General features: G+C 61.8%; 13 protein-coding genes. 9 read left to right on the top strand and 4 right to left on the bottom strand.

The genetic code is table 11. From position 1 onward, the window contains the following. Both glmS and glmU read right to left on the bottom strand, forming a co-directional pair. On the bottom strand, positions 1 to 1,196 hold a 1,196-nt coding region (gene glmS / locus Q0M35_RS12280; RefSeq protein WP_295315653.1), incomplete at its 3' end, for a glutamine--fructose-6-phosphate transaminase (isomerizing). Between the two features lie 2 nt (positions 1,197 to 1,198). After that, on the bottom strand, positions 1,199 to 2,551 hold the full coding sequence (glmU, locus tag Q0M35_RS12275) for a bifunctional UDP-N-acetylglucosamine diphosphorylase/glucosamine-1-phosphate N-acetyltransferase GlmU (protein WP_295315651.1): 1,353 nt from the start codon (positions 2,549 to 2,551) through the stop codon (positions 1,199 to 1,201). A gap of 138 nt (positions 2,552 to 2,689) precedes the next feature. On the opposite strand from glmU, the gene Q0M35_RS12270 reads away from it, so the two are divergent. The 3 genes from Q0M35_RS12270 (at position 2,690) to Q0M35_RS12260 (ending at position 5,937) form a co-directional block, all read left to right on the top strand. Beyond that, on the top strand, positions 2,690 to 3,355 hold the full coding sequence (locus Q0M35_RS12270) for an HAD-IA family hydrolase (protein WP_295315649.1): 666 nt from the start codon (positions 2,690 to 2,692) through the stop codon (positions 3,353 to 3,355). A 49-nt stretch (positions 3,356 to 3,404) separates the two neighbouring features. Continuing rightward, complete coding sequence (locus Q0M35_RS12265) at positions 3,405 to 4,601, top strand: DegT/DnrJ/EryC1/StrS family aminotransferase (protein WP_295315647.1); 1,197 nt, start codon at positions 3,405 to 3,407, stop codon at positions 4,599 to 4,601. Between the two features lie 172 nt (positions 4,602 to 4,773). Next, positions 4,774 to 5,937 carry an acyl-CoA dehydrogenase family protein gene (locus Q0M35_RS12260; protein WP_295315645.1) on the top strand — a complete coding sequence of 388 codons (1,164 nt, stop codon included), beginning with the start codon at positions 4,774 to 4,776 and terminating at the stop codon, positions 5,935 to 5,937. 46 nt (positions 5,938 to 5,983) lie between these two features. On the opposite strand, the gene Q0M35_RS12255 is transcribed toward Q0M35_RS12260, so the two are convergent. After that, positions 5,984 to 6,589: an OmpW family outer membrane protein gene (locus Q0M35_RS12255; RefSeq protein WP_295315643.1), complete on the bottom strand. Its 606-nt coding sequence runs from the start codon at positions 6,587 to 6,589 to the stop codon at positions 5,984 to 5,986. A 161-nt stretch (positions 6,590 to 6,750) separates the two neighbouring features. Between Q0M35_RS12255 and Q0M35_RS12250 the strand changes: the two genes are divergently transcribed. Genes Q0M35_RS12250 through Q0M35_RS12225 form a run of 6 tightly spaced genes read left to right on the top strand, consistent with a single transcriptional unit; the run spans position 6,751 to position 13,041 of the window. Beyond that, the gene (locus Q0M35_RS12250) at positions 6,751 to 7,062 is read left to right on the top strand and encodes a hypothetical protein (RefSeq protein WP_295315642.1); all 312 of its coding nucleotides are present in this window, start codon (positions 6,751 to 6,753) and stop codon (positions 7,060 to 7,062) included. A 34-nt stretch (positions 7,063 to 7,096) separates the two neighbouring features. Beyond that, complete coding sequence (locus Q0M35_RS12245) at positions 7,097 to 8,701, top strand: carboxyl transferase domain-containing protein (protein WP_295315640.1); 1,605 nt, start codon at positions 7,097 to 7,099, stop codon at positions 8,699 to 8,701. Positions 8,702 to 8,745: 44 nt separating this feature from the next. Continuing rightward, complete coding sequence (locus tag Q0M35_RS12240; protein WP_295315638.1) at positions 8,746 to 10,686, top strand: biotin carboxylase N-terminal domain-containing protein; 1,941 nt, start codon at positions 8,746 to 8,748, stop codon at positions 10,684 to 10,686. Continuing rightward, complete coding sequence (locus tag Q0M35_RS12235) at positions 10,683 to 11,348, top strand: glutathione S-transferase family protein (RefSeq protein WP_295315637.1); 666 nt, start codon at positions 10,683 to 10,685, stop codon at positions 11,346 to 11,348. The genes Q0M35_RS12240 and Q0M35_RS12235 overlap by 4 nt, the downstream gene beginning before the upstream one ends. 31 nt (positions 11,349 to 11,379) lie before the next feature. Then, positions 11,380 to 12,237, top strand: a complete 858-nt coding sequence (locus Q0M35_RS12230) for a hydroxymethylglutaryl-CoA lyase (protein WP_295315634.1) — start codon at positions 11,380 to 11,382, stop codon at positions 12,235 to 12,237. A 21-nt stretch (positions 12,238 to 12,258) separates the two neighbouring features. Next, a complete protein-coding gene (locus tag Q0M35_RS12225) occupies positions 12,259 to 13,041 on the top strand; it encodes a crotonase/enoyl-CoA hydratase family protein (RefSeq protein ID WP_295315632.1) in 783 nt (260 codons plus the stop codon). A gap of 161 nt (positions 13,042 to 13,202) precedes the next feature. Here Q0M35_RS12225 and Q0M35_RS12220 read toward each other — a convergent pair whose 3' ends face one another. Then, the gene (locus Q0M35_RS12220) at positions 13,203 to 13,697 is read right to left on the bottom strand and encodes a fasciclin domain-containing protein (RefSeq protein ID WP_295315630.1); all 495 of its coding nucleotides are present in this window, start codon (positions 13,695 to 13,697) and stop codon (positions 13,203 to 13,205) included. Between the last annotated feature and the right edge of the window lie 694 nt (positions 13,698 to 14,391).

Genomic DNA, 14,391 nt, shown 5'->3' with positions numbered 1-14,391 from the left:
TTGGTTGATGCCACACCGACCTCGACACCGGCATGGATCGGCAGCACCAGATCGCTTTCGCGTGCAATCGAGCTTTCAGGCACATTAACAACGGAAAGGATGCTGCTGGCCTTGCCCTGACAAAACCGAAGGGCCGCGAGCGTGTCGGCGGTCTCACCGGACTGGCTGACAAAAAGCGCCGCCGTGCGTTCGGGCAGGGGGGGCTCACGATAGCGGAACTCGGATGCCACATCCACGTCCACCGGCATCCGGGCGATCTGCTCAAACCAGTGTTTTGCGGACAGGCAGGCATAATAAGCCGTGCCACAGGCCACCATCGTCAGCCGGTCGATGCCGGCGAAATCAATGCCCGGGTCAGGCAGGGCAATAGCGCCGTCACCCGACAGGTAATGTCCCAGAGCCTGGGCAATGACAGTCGGCTGTTCTGCGATTTCCTTGGACATGAAATGCTTGTGGCCGCCCTTGTCGATGCGCGCGGCATCAAGCTGAATGGTGCGTTTTTCGCGGGTGACCTCATTGCCCTCGTCGTCGTGCACCACCAGCGACGTGCGGGTCAGAACGGCGCGGTCGCCTTCCTCAAGATAGGTGATCTGATTGGTCAGCGGCGCCAGAGCGATGGCGTCAGAGCCGAGATACATCTCGCCCTCGCCGTGTCCGATGGCCAGCGGCGAGCCTTTGCGCGCGGCGAACATCAGATCATCCTCGCCCGAAAAAAGAAACGCCAGAGCGAATGCGCCTTCGAGCCGGTCCAGCGTCCGGTTCGCCGCCGTAACCGGATCGGAGCCGCCGTCCATGTAGTGATGCGTCAGCAGAGCGACGGTTTCCGTGTCTGTTTCGGTGACAAATGATACACCATGGCCGGCGAGTTCTTCGCGCAATTCACGAAAGTTTTCGATGATGCCGTTGTGCACCACGGCAACAGGGCCGGCCTGATGCGGATGCGCGTTTGAGATCGTCGGCGCACCATGGGTGGCCCAGCGGGTATGCCCGATCCCGGACTTGCCGGCGAGCGGCTGATGCACCAGCAGATCCGACAGGTTGACGAGCTTGCCGACCGCACGCCGGCGGTCCAGCACGCCGTTGTTTACCGTGGCGATTCCCGCACTGTCATAGCCCCGGTATTCCAGCCGTTTGAGGGCTTCAACGAGCGTCGGCGCTACTTCATGGGTGCCAAGCACCCCTATAATACCACACATTTTCAGCTGCCTCTTTGGTTTCTGGCCTTTTTCGCCTTTAACATTTCGAACAATTTAACCGCCATGCCCGGTTTTTCCACCTGATGGGCACGTGCCAGCGCCAGAGCGCCCGGTTCGACGTCGGAGGTGATGACAGACCCGCTGGCGGTCATGGCTGCATCTCCAATATGCACAGGTGCCACCAGCATCGTGTCAGAACCGATGAAGACATTGTCGCCGATATGGGTGTGATGCTTCATCACGCCGTCATAGTTGCAGGTTACGGTGCCCGCGCCCACGTTGGTGCCGCTCCCGAGTGTCGCGTCACCGATATAGCTGAGGTGATTGACCTTGGTGCCCTGACCGATCTGCGCATTCTTGATCTCGACGAAATTGCCGATGCGGACGTCTTCGGAAAGCTCTGCACCGGGGCGCAGCCTGGCATAGGGGCCGATCACACTGCCGCGCGACACATGGCAGCCTTCAAGGTGGGAAAAAGCGCGGATCTGTGCGCCGCTTTCAACCGTCACGCCCGGGCCAAAAACAACATTGGGCTCGATCACCGTGTCGCGGCCGACCACGGTGTCAAAAGCGAAGTGCACTGTGTCCGGAGCCGGCATGGTCACTCCGTCTTCAAAGGCCGTTGCACGTGCGCGGGCCTGAAACGCCGCTTCCGCCTGAGCAAGTTCAGCGCGCGTGTTGATCCCGAGGGTTTCCGCCTCGTCGCATGTGACAACCGTTGCCGAGAGATCGCGCGCCCGGGCCAGACTGACGATGTCTGTCAGATAATATTCGGCAGAGGCGTTATCGTTGCCAATCGCATCAATGAGATCAAAGAGCAGCCGTGCGTCACACGCGACGACGCCACTGTTACACAGAGTGATGGCGCGTTCTTCTTCTGTGGCGTCTTTGAACTCCACGATCCGCTCGAGATCGTCTCCGCGCGTAATCAGCCTGCCATAGCGGGCAGGATCGTCAGCCTCAAAGCCCAGAATGACGACGTCATGGCTTCTGAGGGCCTCAGTCATCTGCTCCAGAGTTTCAGGACGCACGAACGGCGTGTCTCCGAAGAGCACGATTGCGGTGCCGTCAAAATCCTGCAACGCATCGCGCGCCTGCGCCGCAGCATGAGCAGTGCCGAGCTGCTCGGTCTGTTCGGTAACGGTTACGGTCGCATCGTGGGCGAGTGCGGCTTTGCGCACCTCTGCGGCACCGTGACCCGCGACAATTACCGTTTTTTCCGGGTCGAGACTGGCCCCCGATTGCATCGCATGTACCAGTAGCGGCACACCTGCAAGCGGATGCAGAACTTTCGGCAGGTCGGAATTCATCCGTGTGCCCTTGCCCGCGGCGAGGATGATCAGAGCGGTCTTCATAGGTTTTCTCTTTGTGTTCTGCTGCGGCTCTGTTTATCCGCTGGAACCGGCGACGCAAGGGATACGCGATCAAAGAAGGTTGCGGCCTGCAACATCACGCGGCGGACCGCCGCCGCCGCGATCATCAAAGGAGCAGCGATGCGCACGGTTATTTTCGATCTGGACGGCACACTGGCGGACACCAGCGGCGATCTCATTGCCGCGGCCAACGTCTGTTTTCGTGAGATGGGAGCGGGCGATCTGCTTGATCCGGTGCGCGATGCGGGCACAGCCCTGCGGGGCGGGCGGGCGATGCTGCGTCTTGGTCTGAGCCGGCTTGACCGGGCGGATGAAGAAGCCACGGCAGATCGCTATTATCCGGTTCTGCTGGAGGCTTACGCAGATGCCATCGACGTGCACACCCGACTTTATCCGCGCGCCATGGAGGCTGTCGAGGCGCTGAAGTCCAGCGGGATCGGCGTCGGCATATGCACCAACAAGCCCGAGGGTCTGGCGGAGACACTGATGCAACGGCTCGGGGTGCGGGGGGCTTTTGGCTCGCTGGTCGGCGCAGATACGCTGACGGTGCGCAAACCTGATCCCGAGCCGCTTTTCGAGGCCGCACGGCGCGCGGGCGGGCATCCTGAACGCTGTATTCTGATCGGCGATTCGGATACCGACCGGAATACCGCGCGGGCGGCAGGGGTGCCTTGTGTGCTGGTCACATTCGGGCCGGCAGGCGGGGATATGGCTGCACTGGAGCCCGAGGCTCTGATGGATGATTACGCTGATCTGCCGGCGCTCGCTGCACGTTTGCTGGGTTGACCGCGACCGGGGGCTTCGTCACACTCGCGGCGGTATCAGGGAGCCTTTAATGAGCGAAGTTTTCAAAGGCAGTTTCACCCAGCAGGAACCCATCCCCGAAGCAGGGATTGAGGCGGCCATCAGGGTCATGCGGCATGGCCGGCTGCACCGGTATAACACAGTGCCGGGCGAGCTCAGCGAAACGGCACTGCTGGAACAGGAATTCGCGCAGTCAACGGGCGCGAAGTACTGCATTGCTGTAGCCTCAGGCGGATATGCAATGGCCACAGCGCTGCGGGCGGTTGGTGTCAGACCGGGCGACCGCGTCCTTTCCAACGCTTTTACCCTTGCCCCGGTACCGGGTGCCATCGCGGCGGTGTCGGCGGTGCCGGTATTTGTCGGTGTCACGCCCTCTCTGACCATTGACCTCGACGATCTTGAGGCAAAATCCGGCGATGCGAAAGTACTGCTGCTCAGCCATATGCGCGGGCATATCTGTGACATGGACCGCCTGATGGCGATCTGCAACGGCGCCGGGATCACCGTCATCGAGGACTGCGCGCATACCATGGGTGCGGCCTGGAAGGGTGTGCCTTCAGGCCGGTTCGGGACTGTGGGCTGCTACTCTTGCCAGACCTACAAACACGTAAATTCCGGAGAGGGCGGTTTCTTTGTCACCGACGACGCAGAGGTCGCGGCAAGGGCGGTGATCCTGTCGGGGTCCTATATGCTCTACGAGCGCCATCTTGCGGCACCGCCGAAAGAAGCCTTTGAAACGATCCGCTATGAAACACCAAATATTTCGGGCCGGATGGATAATCTGCGCGCGGCGATCCTGCGCCCGCAGATCGCGGCTCTCGCGACACAGTGCGCACGGTGGAATGGGCTTTATCACAGGCTCGAAAGCGGGTTGCGCGGCACGCCGGGGCTGGAGGTGATCGAACGACCGGAAGAAGAAACAATAGTAGGCTCGTCTATTCAGTTTCTGCTGACCGACTGGCCTGCGGAGCGCATCCGCGATGTCATCGCGCGCTGCGGCGCCCGCGGTGTCGAACTGAAGTGGTTCGGGGCCCGCGAACCTGTGGGCTTTACCAGCCGCTATGACAGCTGGCGCTATGCGCCTGCCGCTCCTATGCCTGACAGTGACCGCATCCTGCACGGCATTGTGGATATGCGCGTGCCACTGACTTTCTCGGAAGAGGATTGTGATCTGATTGCGCGGATTATCCGCGCAGAAGTCGGCGCTGTCTGGCAGGACGCGGCCTGACCCGGCGGCGTGCGGGCGCGGGCCCGCACATTCCATTTTGCATATCCGGGCTCTGCCGGTGCCCGGATGGTGGCCGGAACGGACGACTGCGCTTGACCGGTTAGGGAGGGAGCATTAAGATATGAACGCTTGTTCAATAAACAGGTCCGGTACATGAGGGAGGCCCGTTGCGATGTTTAATGCGGCAATGCAGTTTGATCTTGGCGAAGACGTTAACGCGCTGCGGGATATGGTGCATCGCTGGGCGCAGGACCGGGTGGCACCGATGGCCGCTCAGATCGACAGCGATAATGCCTTTCCATCGGAACTCTGGCCGGAGATGGGCGAACTGGGGCTTCTGGGCATCACGGTGGACGAGGCCTATGGGGGGGCCGGCATGTCGTACCTCGCGCATACCGTTGCGATCGAGGAAATCGCGCGGGCCAGCGCCTCTGTGTCTTTGTCTTACGGTGCACATTCAAACCTCTGCGTGAACCAGATAAAGCTGAACGGTACCAGCGAGCAGAAAGAGAAATATCTGCCCGGCCTTATATCGGGGACACAGGTGGGGGCTCTCGCAATGTCTGAAGCCGGGGCAGGGTCTGATGTGGTCTCGATGAAACTGCGCGCCGAAAAACGCAACGACCATTACCGTCTGAACGGCACAAAATACTGGATCACCAACGGACCGGATGCCTCGACGCTGGTGGTTTACGCCAAAACCGACCCTGATGCCGGATCAAAAGGCATCACGGCCTTTCTGATCGAAAAAGAGATGACGGGTTTTTCGACCTCTGCTCATTTCGACAAGCTGGGCATGCGCGGCTCTAACACGGCGGAGCTGGTGTTTGAGGATGTTGAAGTGCCCTTTGAGAACGTGCTGGGCGAGGAGGGGCGTGGTGTCGCCGTTCTGATGTCCGGGCTTGATTACGAGCGTGTGGTTCTGGCCGGCATCGGAACGGGGATCATGGCGGCCTGCCTGGACGCGATCATGCCCTATCTCAGTGAACGCAAACAATTCGGTCAGCCGATCGGTAGCTTTCAGCTGATGCAGGGCAAGATCGCCGACATGTACACCGCGATGAATTCAGCGCGCGCGTATGTCTATGAGGTGGCCAAGGCCTGTGACCGCGGAGATGTGACCCGCCAGGATGCCGCGGCCTGCTGTCTTTATGCCTCCGAAGAGGCGATGAAACAGGCGCATCAGGCCGTGCAGGCGATGGGTGGTGCCGGTTTCATGAGCGACAGCCCGGTCTCGCGTCTTTTCCGGGATGCCAAGCTGATGGAGATAGGTGCGGGCACCTCTGAGATCCGCCGCATGCTTGTGGGGCGCGAACTGATGGCGGCGATGGGCTGAACAGATGCATCCTGTCCGTTCAGCCCGTGTTTTGCCGCGCTCAGGCTCAGAAGCGGCGCACGTATGCCACGCCCACCAACCAGGGGTCGATCTCGGCGGTTCCGATGGCCGCGCCGTTGAGGCTGACATCGGTGTCGATATCAAACCAGCGCACGTTCACCCGCAAAGCATCGTTTTCGGTCATCTGATAATCGATGCCTGCCTGCACGGAAATGCCCCAGGAGTTGTCGAGTTGCAGCGTCCCAAGCGGCGATTCCTCGTCAAAGAAGGTGGTGTAGTTGATGCCCGCGCCGACATAGGGCTTCCACGCGCCACCGGTCGGAAAGTGATAGTTCAGCGACACAGTCGGCGGCAGGTGTTTTGTGCTGCCCGCAGCACCGATGCCGGCGATGGTCACGTCATGTTCAAAGGGCGTCGCGGCCAGCAGTTCGAGACCCAGATTGTCCCGGATGAAGTACTCCAGTGTGAACGTAACGCTTGCGTCGCTGCCGACGTCCGCCTCCCCGCCGGCGAGCGTGCCATTGCCGGATTTAGGCGCCGCATTGGCAATGCCCAGAGAGCCCGTCCAGTCACCCTGCGACTGCGCGAGAGCCGGCATGGCACTCAGGGCAATCAAGGCACCCGTGGCAAGTGTTCTGATGGTTGTCTGCATGGTACGTTACCCCTTTTCAGTTGTTCCAGGGGCTGCATGCGCCGGATTTTCAGCGGCGGCATTGATACAGATCAGACCGCGCGTACAGCGACCTGCGCAATAACGCCGCAGCCCCGCCGCGTTGCCGGTACGCAGGTCCAGGCCGCCAGAGGGCCGGCCTGATGCCCGCCTGGCTGTGGTTCGCGCCGCTTGTGGCGATAATCCTTGTTCTCGGTCTGTGGGCATTTCGTCTGGGATGGATTGTCGCGACGATTACCGAAACAGACGTGATCAACAGGTGGGCCGCGCATTATCTCGCCACCGCCGGAGGGGATGCCCGGGCATCTGATTGCGTGGCGCGTCCCGGGCGCGAAACTGTCTGGATCATTGTCACTTGTGAAGGGCCGCAGGGACGGCGTTTCGACTATCCAGTGGACCGCCTGGGGCGTCTTCTCGATGTCACCGGGTCCGGGGCTGCGGTGCCACGCACATGAACCCTGTCGTCAGTATCAGAGAAAAGGACATGTCATGAAACTCGCGTCAGCCGCGCTGCCTTCATCAGAGGTCTTTCAGGCAAACCGTGCAGCACATCTGGAAGCGCTGGGCGAAATTGCCGCAGCGGCCGCCGAAGCTGCGGCAGGCGGTGGTCAAAAATCGCGCGATCGCCATGTCAGCCGTGGCAAGATGCTGCCCCGGGACCGTGTGGCGGGGTTGCTTGATCCCGGCAGCCCGTTTCTTGAAGTGGGGGCGACGGCGGCGCACGGGCTTTACGGCGGGGCCGCCCCCTGTGCCGGTGTCATCGCCGGTGTCGGCCGGGTCGAAGGGCAGGACGTCATGGTCGTCTGCAATGACGCCACCGTGAAAGGCGGCACCTATTATCCGATGACGGTGAAAAAACACCTGCGTGCTCAGGAAATCGCGCAGGAAAATCATCTGCCATGTATCTATCTCGTCGACAGCGGGGGCGCCAATCTGCCCAACCAGGACGAGGTGTTCCCGGACCGCGACCATTTCGGTCGGATTTTCTACAACCAGGCGCGGATGAGTGCGATGGGCATTCCGCAGATCGCCGTGGTGATGGGCTCCTGCACGGCGGGCGGGGCCTATGTGCCGGCGATGTCGGATGTGTCGGTAATCGTAAAAAACCAGGGTACGATCTTTCTGGCCGGCCCGCCGCTTGTCAAAGCTGCCACCGGCGAGGTTGTCAGCGCCGAGGATCTGGGCGGCGGTGATGTGCACACGCGGCTCAGTGGCGTTGCGGATTATCTGGCCGAAGATGATGCCCACGCGCTGGCGCTCGCGCGCCGGGCCGTGCGGTCGCTTAACAGGAACCGGCCCGTCACCGTTGACTTTGCCACACCGGAAGAGCCCGCCTTTGACCCCGAAGAAATTCTTGGCGTGGTGCCCGCTGATCTGCGTACACCCTATGATATCCGTGAGGTGATCGCGCGTCTGGTCGACGGGTCACGCTTCGACGAATTCAAGGCACGGTTCGGCGAGACCCTGGTCACAGGGTTCGCCCATATCCGTGGCTGCCCGGTGGGACTTGTTGCCAACAACGGCGTGCTTTTCTCTGATTCCGCGCAAAAGGGCGCGCATTTCATCGAACTCTGTTCGCAACGCAAAACACCGCTGGTTTTTCTGCAGAACATCACCGGTTTTATGGTCGGGCGGAAGTATGAAAACGAAGGCATCGCGCGGCATGGGGCCAAGATGGTGACTGCCGTGGCCTCAACCAGTGTGCCCAAAATAACGATGCTGGTGGGCGGCTCTTTCGGAGCCGGCAATTACGGCATGGCCGGGCGCGCCTATAGCCCGCGGTTTATGTGGACCTGGCCCAACTCGCGCATTTCAGTGATGGGGGGTGCCCAGGCTGCTGGGGTGCTTGCGACCGTTAAACGCGATGCGATTGAGCGGTCGGGCGAAACCTGGAGCACTGAGGAAGAGGTCGCGTTCAAACAACCCACAATTGATATGTTCGCGGAACAGAGCCATCCGCTTTATGCCTCGGCACGGCTCTGGGATGACGGCATCATCGATCCGCGCAAGAGCCGTGAAGTGCTGGATCTGTCGCTGCGCGCGGCTCTGAATGCACCGATTGAGGAGACACGTTTTGGCGTATTCAGGATGTAGCGCAGAGCACGCGGGAAACCGGCGTCACCTCGGGGGGACAAAATATGTTTAAGACGATCCTGATCGCAAACCGGGGCGAAATTGCCTGCCGGATCATCGCAACGGCGCGGGCCCTCGGTGTCGGCACGGTGGCCGTTTACTCCGACGCTGACAGCGCTGCAGAACATGTCCGTCTGGCAGACAGGGCCGTGCACATCGGCGGGTCCGCACCTGCAGAAAGCTATCTGCGCGGCGACCGGATCATCCAAGCCGCTCTGGCGACAGGCGCCGGAGCAATCCACCCCGGATATGGTTTTCTGAGCGAAAACCCTGGTTTCGTGGAGGCAGTGGAGGCCGCAGGTCTGATCTTTATCGGGCCGTCAGCGGATGCGATCCGGGCGATGGGTCTGAAGGACGCGGCCAAAGCGCTGATGGCAGAAGCCGGCGTGCCGGTTGTGCCGGGGTATCATGGCGAGGATCAGGACGATGAGCTGCTGGCGCGCAAGGCCGGAGAGATCGGGTATCCTGTGCTGATCAAGGCTGTCGCGGGCGGTGGCGGCAAGGGCATGCGCCTTGTGGAGGCCGCGGGAGATTTTGCTCGGGCGCTCGCGTCGGCTCGGTCTGAGGCCAGGACGGCATTCGGCAATGCAGATGTGCTGGTCGAGAAGTTCGTGACGGCCCCGCGTCACATCGAGGTGCAGGTCTTTGGCGATGGCACCCGCGCGGTACATCTTTTCGAGCGCGACTGCTCGCTGCAACGACGCCACCAGAAGGTGATCGAAGAGGCGCCCGCACCCGGGATGACAGCTGAGATGCGCGAAGCAATGGGCGCCGCAGCGGTGCGGGCAGCCGAAGCCATCGGATACAGCGGGGCCGGCACTGTCGAATTTATCGTGGACGGCTCTGAGGGGCTGAGGCCCGACCGTTTCTGGTTCATGGAGATGAACACCCGCCTTCAGGTCGAGCACCCGGTGACCGAAGCGATCACCGGCGTTGATCTGGTGGAATGGCAGCTGCGCGTGGCCTCGGGCGATCCGCTGCCCGCGGCTCAGGAGGATCTGAGCATCAGCGGCCATGCGTTCGAAGCGCGGCTTTACGCCGAAGACGTTCCTGCGGGCTTTCTGCCCGCGACGGGCACGCTGACCCATCTTGCCTTTCCGCCGCATGTCCGGGCGGACAGCGGGGTGCGGGCAGGCAACACGATCAGCCCGTTTTATGATCCGATGATTGCCAAAATTGTGGTGCACGGGTCTGACCGGGCGGCAGCACTGAGCAGGCTTGCACGGGGGCTTTCGGAGACGGAAGTGGCGGGTCTGGTGACCAATCTCGCCTTCCTCGAAGCACTTGCGCGGCACGAAGGATTTGCCCGCGGCGAGGTCGATACCGGTCTGATCGCCCGTGACATCGGGAAGCTGACGGAACCGCCCGGGGTCCGGCCGGAACACCTGATTGCGGCGGGAATGACTGCCCTCGGGCTCGACACTCCGCCTGCTGATGCAGGATTTACCCTCTGGCAGCCGCTCAGGCACAGCGTGTCTTTACGGCAGGGCGATGCAGTTTTCACCCTCGGTGTCCGGGTCGCTGATGCGCAACATCAGACCTGGTCTGTGGACGAGCAGGACGTCCGGGTCCTGCGGCACCACGATGTATGGCGCTTAAATGACCGCCCCCTGCCGGGCACCGCTCAAAGCGGGAGAACCGTCACTGTGTTTGACGCCTGCGGGCTGGCTTTTGAGCATATCGATCCGCTGGATCAGGCGGGCGGCGCGGCCGGAGACGGTAACCTGATTGAGGCGCCGATGCCCGGGCTGGTGCGCAGCATCGACGCGGAAGTCGGCCGCGACGTAAAAGCGGGCGACCGGCTTGCTGTACTGGAAGCAATGAAAATGGAACACGCGCTGCTCGCCGCGCGCGACGGGGTTGTGGCGGAGGTTCTGGCGACAGCGGGAGATCAGGTTGAGGCAGGTGCCGCTCTGATCCGGCTGGAAGCGGAAGAGGACGCATGATTACGCTCCATCACTGTCCTCAGACCCGGTCGATGCGCAGTCTCTGGCTGCTGCACGAACTCGAGGAGCCGTTTCAGTTGCGCAGTTACCCCTTTGACCGCACGCTTCGTAGTCCTGAGTTTCTGACCCTGTCGCCGGCGGGTCGCGTGCCTGCGCTTGAGATCGATGGCGAGCGCATGTTCGAGACCGGTGCGATTACCGAATACCTCTGCGAGCGCTTCAGCCCGGAACGTCTGGGGCGGATGCCGGGCACGCCCGAGCGGATGCCCTGGCTTGTCTGGTTGCATTTTGCCGAAACGCTGAGCCAGCATGTGGCGGCGCTGACCCAGCAGCATATCGCCCTCTATGAAGATCACATGCGCAGCCCGGTCGTGATGAAGCTGGAAGCCGCACGTATCGCCAAATGCTATGACGCCATCGAAGCTCGGCTGGATGACGCGGCGGGCGCGCGTGATTATCTGCTGACAGGCGGGTTTTCGGCGACGGATATTTCGGTGGGCCAAGCTGTCTATATGGCGCGGCATTTTGCGAAGACCGGTGACTATCCGGCTCTGACCGACTGGTACGCCCGGATCACCGATCGCGAGAGCTTTCGCGCGGCCCTTCCGGACGGGGATGGCATTTATACGCGTGACTTTTACCCGCCCTGGACGCCACAGTGATCGTGTACGTGCTGATTTGGGAGGATTTGCCGTGAGTCTGGGAACGTGTGAAATATTTGAGGTCGGCCCGCGTGACGGGCTGCAGAACGAAGTGCGCGAGATCCCTGTCGCGGAAAAAGTGGCGCTGATCGATCAGCTTAGCAAAGCGGGTTTCCGCCGGATCGAGATCGCCTCGTTTGTCTCACCGGCGCGGGTGCCGCAGATGGCGGGTTCCGCCGATGTGCTTGCCGGCATTACACGCACGCCCGGCGTGCGCTATGCTGCGCTGACACCGAACATGCGCGGCTACACCGATGCACTTGCCGCCGGTGCGGATGAGATCGCGGTGTTTGCCTCGGCCTCGGAAGGGTTCTCGCAGGCCAATATAAACACAGGCATTGACGAGAGCATCGAGCGCTTTGCCCCGGTCCTCGAAGAGGCGCGACATATCGATCTGCCGGTTCGCGGGTATGTGTCCTGCGTCGTCCAGTGTCCCTATGACGGGCCGGTTTCGCCGGCCGCTGTGGCAAAGGTCGCAGACCGGCTCTTTGCAATGGGCTGTTATGAGATCAGCCTGGGCGACACGATCGGGGCAGGCACCCCGGATTCGATTGCGCGGATGCTGCTGGCGGTACGCGATGTGGTGCCGGCAGGGCGACTGGCCGGGCATTACCACGACACCAACGGCCGTGCGATGGAGAACATCGATGCCTCGCTCAGCATGGGCGTGCGCGTCTTTGATGCAGCGGTGGGCGGCCTGGGCGGCTGCCCCTTTGCGCCCGGGTCGGCGGGCAACGTGGCGACAGAAGCTGTGGCGGCACATCTCGCGGCCCTTGGTTATGACACCGGGCTGGACATTGACGCGATTGAAAAGGCAGCCGCACTGGCGCACGCGATGCGCGCCAGCTGATACCGGCCGGGGAGACTGCAGATGTTTGACACACTGAAGCTTGAGACCGACGTGCGCGGGATTGCGACGCTGACGCTGAACCGGCCCGACAAGCACAACGCAATGTCTGCGCAGATGCTGGAGGACCTTACGCAGGCGGCGACGGACCTTGGCGCGGATGATGCAGTTCGTGTCGTTGTTCTGACCGGTGCGGGGTCCAGTTTCTGTGCGGGTGGCGATCTTGGCTGGATGCGCGCGCAGATGTCGATGGATGCGCAGACACGCTCGGCGGAGGCGCGCAAACTGGCGACGATGCTGGACGCTCTCAATACTTTACCGAAACCGCTCATCGGGGCGTTGCAGGGCAATGCTTTCGGGGGAGGGGTCGGTCTGGCCTGTGTGTGCGATGTGGCCATTGCAGCCAGAAGCGCAAAATTCGGGCTGACAGAGACGCGGCTGGGTCTCATTCCGGCGACAATCGGGCCATATGTGATTGCGCGGATGGGCGAGGGCCGGGCCCGGCGTGTGTTTATGTCTGCCCGGATTTTCGAGGCGGCGGAAGCTGTTGATCTGGGCATCGTTGCACGGGCAGTGCCTGCGTCAGAGCTTGATGAGGCGGTGGAGCGTGAGGTGACGCCTTATCTCAGCTGCGCGCCCGGTGCTGTAGCCGCGGCAAAGAAACTGGCCCGCGATCTGGGGCCGCCGATCAATGCGGCGCTGATCGATCACACGGTCGCCGCCCTCGCCGGGCAATGGGACGGGGCCGAGGCGGCGGAAGGGATTGATGCATTCTTCGCAAAGCGCAAACCGGGGTGGACCGTTTAAAAGCGGACTGCGCACCCGCTGAGACCGGCAAAACGCCAGTTATTGCTGCAGTGGCCTCAGGTATCGCATCAAAGCACCGCCTGGACGGTAAAAGATCAGGTCAAAAAAAATCCGCGGACACCGGGGCCCGCGGACTTGTTTCAGACAGGTTTGACCCGGTCTTACTTCGGCAGCAGCACAGTGTCGATCACGTGGATCACGCCGTTCGTTGCCACGATGTCGGCGGATGTTACATTGGCGCTGTTCACCTTCACGCCACCGCCAGTGCCGTCCACATGAATGGTCTGGCCCTGAACGGTTGCAACATTGGTGCGCGCGCCTGTGACGTCAGCGGCGGATACGGCACCCGGGATCACGTGATATGTGAGGACTTTGACCAGCTGGTCTTTGTTCTCTGGCAGCAGCAGGCTGTCGACAGTGCCGGCGGGCAGCTTTGCGAAAGCGGCATTGGTGGGTGCGAAGACAGTGAACGGCCCCTCGCTTTTGAGGGTCTCAACCAGACCGGCGGCCTGAACGGCGGCGACGAGTGTGCTGAAATCTTCGTTGGAGGCTGCTATATCGACAATGTCGTCGCCCTGGTCAGCGGGTGTGCAGGCCGCGATAAAAGCGAGCGCGCCGGCGGCGATTGTTGATTTAAGTGCAAAGCGTCTGTTCATGTCTTAACCTCTGGTCTGTTAACCGCCTTACCCGTGGCCGGGCAGTTTATGCGGTGGCGTGCAATTCATTTACAGACTGGTTACGGCGCGTGACCCGGTATGGATCACAATGTGCGCGCAGAAGGTTGCGGAACGGGCATGATCCTGCGGCGCGCGGCAGCGGATCCGGCATCGTAACCGGCAAAAATCCGCGCGCGCCGGCGCAGCGATTGACACAACCGGAGAAACTGATGTTGATAATTTTCAACCGGTGGTTATTTTTGGCCTGCGCCGCAAGAACAGATTTGCGGCCAGGTCAGGCGACAATCTGCGGAGAGCCAGGGGGTGCTTCGCAGAGACCTGACCGCCGCCGTCCGGCGCGCTGCTCGTGGGGGCCGGCGCGCCGGCTGCTGAAGGTGCCGTCGCTGGTATTCACACATGCCAGCGTCCCGGCATCGTCCGACCGCCAGGTCAGCGTTGGTTGCGCAGGTCCTGAAACAGGCCGGGCCAGTGCGTAACAGATGCATCACTCCTGACAATAAACAGTGTCCCAGACCCGCTGTGCCGGAGCATATGCGTCGACCGGTAGGTTTTGGCCGGGAATCGCATGATCCGCGAACCGGTCCCCTGACATACCGACGCAGGCGGGCAGGGCGCCGATAAGGCCACACGCCTCGTATGTATCCGGCGTCTTCAGGTGTGCCAGGGCAGTAAA

The sequence above is a fragment of the Roseobacter sp. genome (assembly GCF_024639605.1).
Taxonomy (GTDB): Bacteria; Pseudomonadota; Alphaproteobacteria; order Rhodobacterales; family Rhodobacteraceae; genus Roseobacter.
Note: the sequence above shows the minus strand (reverse complement) of the source record. Positions and strands in the feature narration are given on the sequence as shown.

Bases quoted from the DNA above. Each gene is read 5' to 3' on its own strand.
- Q0M35_RS12255 (WP_295315643.1), bottom strand. From the start codon at position 6,589: ATGCAGACAACCATCAGAACACTTGCCACGGGTGCCTTGATTGCCCTG.
- Q0M35_RS12250 (WP_295315642.1), top strand. From the start codon at position 6,751: ATGCCCGCCTGGCTGTGGTTCGCGCCGCTTGTGGCGATAATCCTTGTT.
- Q0M35_RS12260 (WP_295315645.1), top strand. From the start codon at position 4,774: ATGTTTAATGCGGCAATGCAGTTTGATCTTGGCGAAGACGTTAACGCG.
- Q0M35_RS12270 (WP_295315649.1), top strand. From the start codon at position 2,690: ATGCGCACGGTTATTTTCGATCTGGACGGCACACTGGCGGACACCAGC.
- glmU (WP_295315651.1), bottom strand. From the start codon at position 2,551: ATGAAGACCGCTCTGATCATCCTCGCCGCGGGCAAGGGCACACGGATG.
- Q0M35_RS12220 (WP_295315630.1), bottom strand. From the start codon at position 13,697: ATGAACAGACGCTTTGCACTTAAATCAACAATCGCCGCCGGCGCGCTC.
- Q0M35_RS12235 (WP_295315637.1), top strand. From the start codon at position 10,683: ATGATTACGCTCCATCACTGTCCTCAGACCCGGTCGATGCGCAGTCTC.
- Q0M35_RS12240 (WP_295315638.1), top strand. From the start codon at position 8,746: ATGTTTAAGACGATCCTGATCGCAAACCGGGGCGAAATTGCCTGCCGG.
- Q0M35_RS12225 (WP_295315632.1), top strand. From the start codon at position 12,259: ATGTTTGACACACTGAAGCTTGAGACCGACGTGCGCGGGATTGCGACG.
- Q0M35_RS12245 (WP_295315640.1), top strand. From the start codon at position 7,097: ATGAAACTCGCGTCAGCCGCGCTGCCTTCATCAGAGGTCTTTCAGGCA.
- Q0M35_RS12265 (WP_295315647.1), top strand. From the start codon at position 3,405: ATGAGCGAAGTTTTCAAAGGCAGTTTCACCCAGCAGGAACCCATCCCC.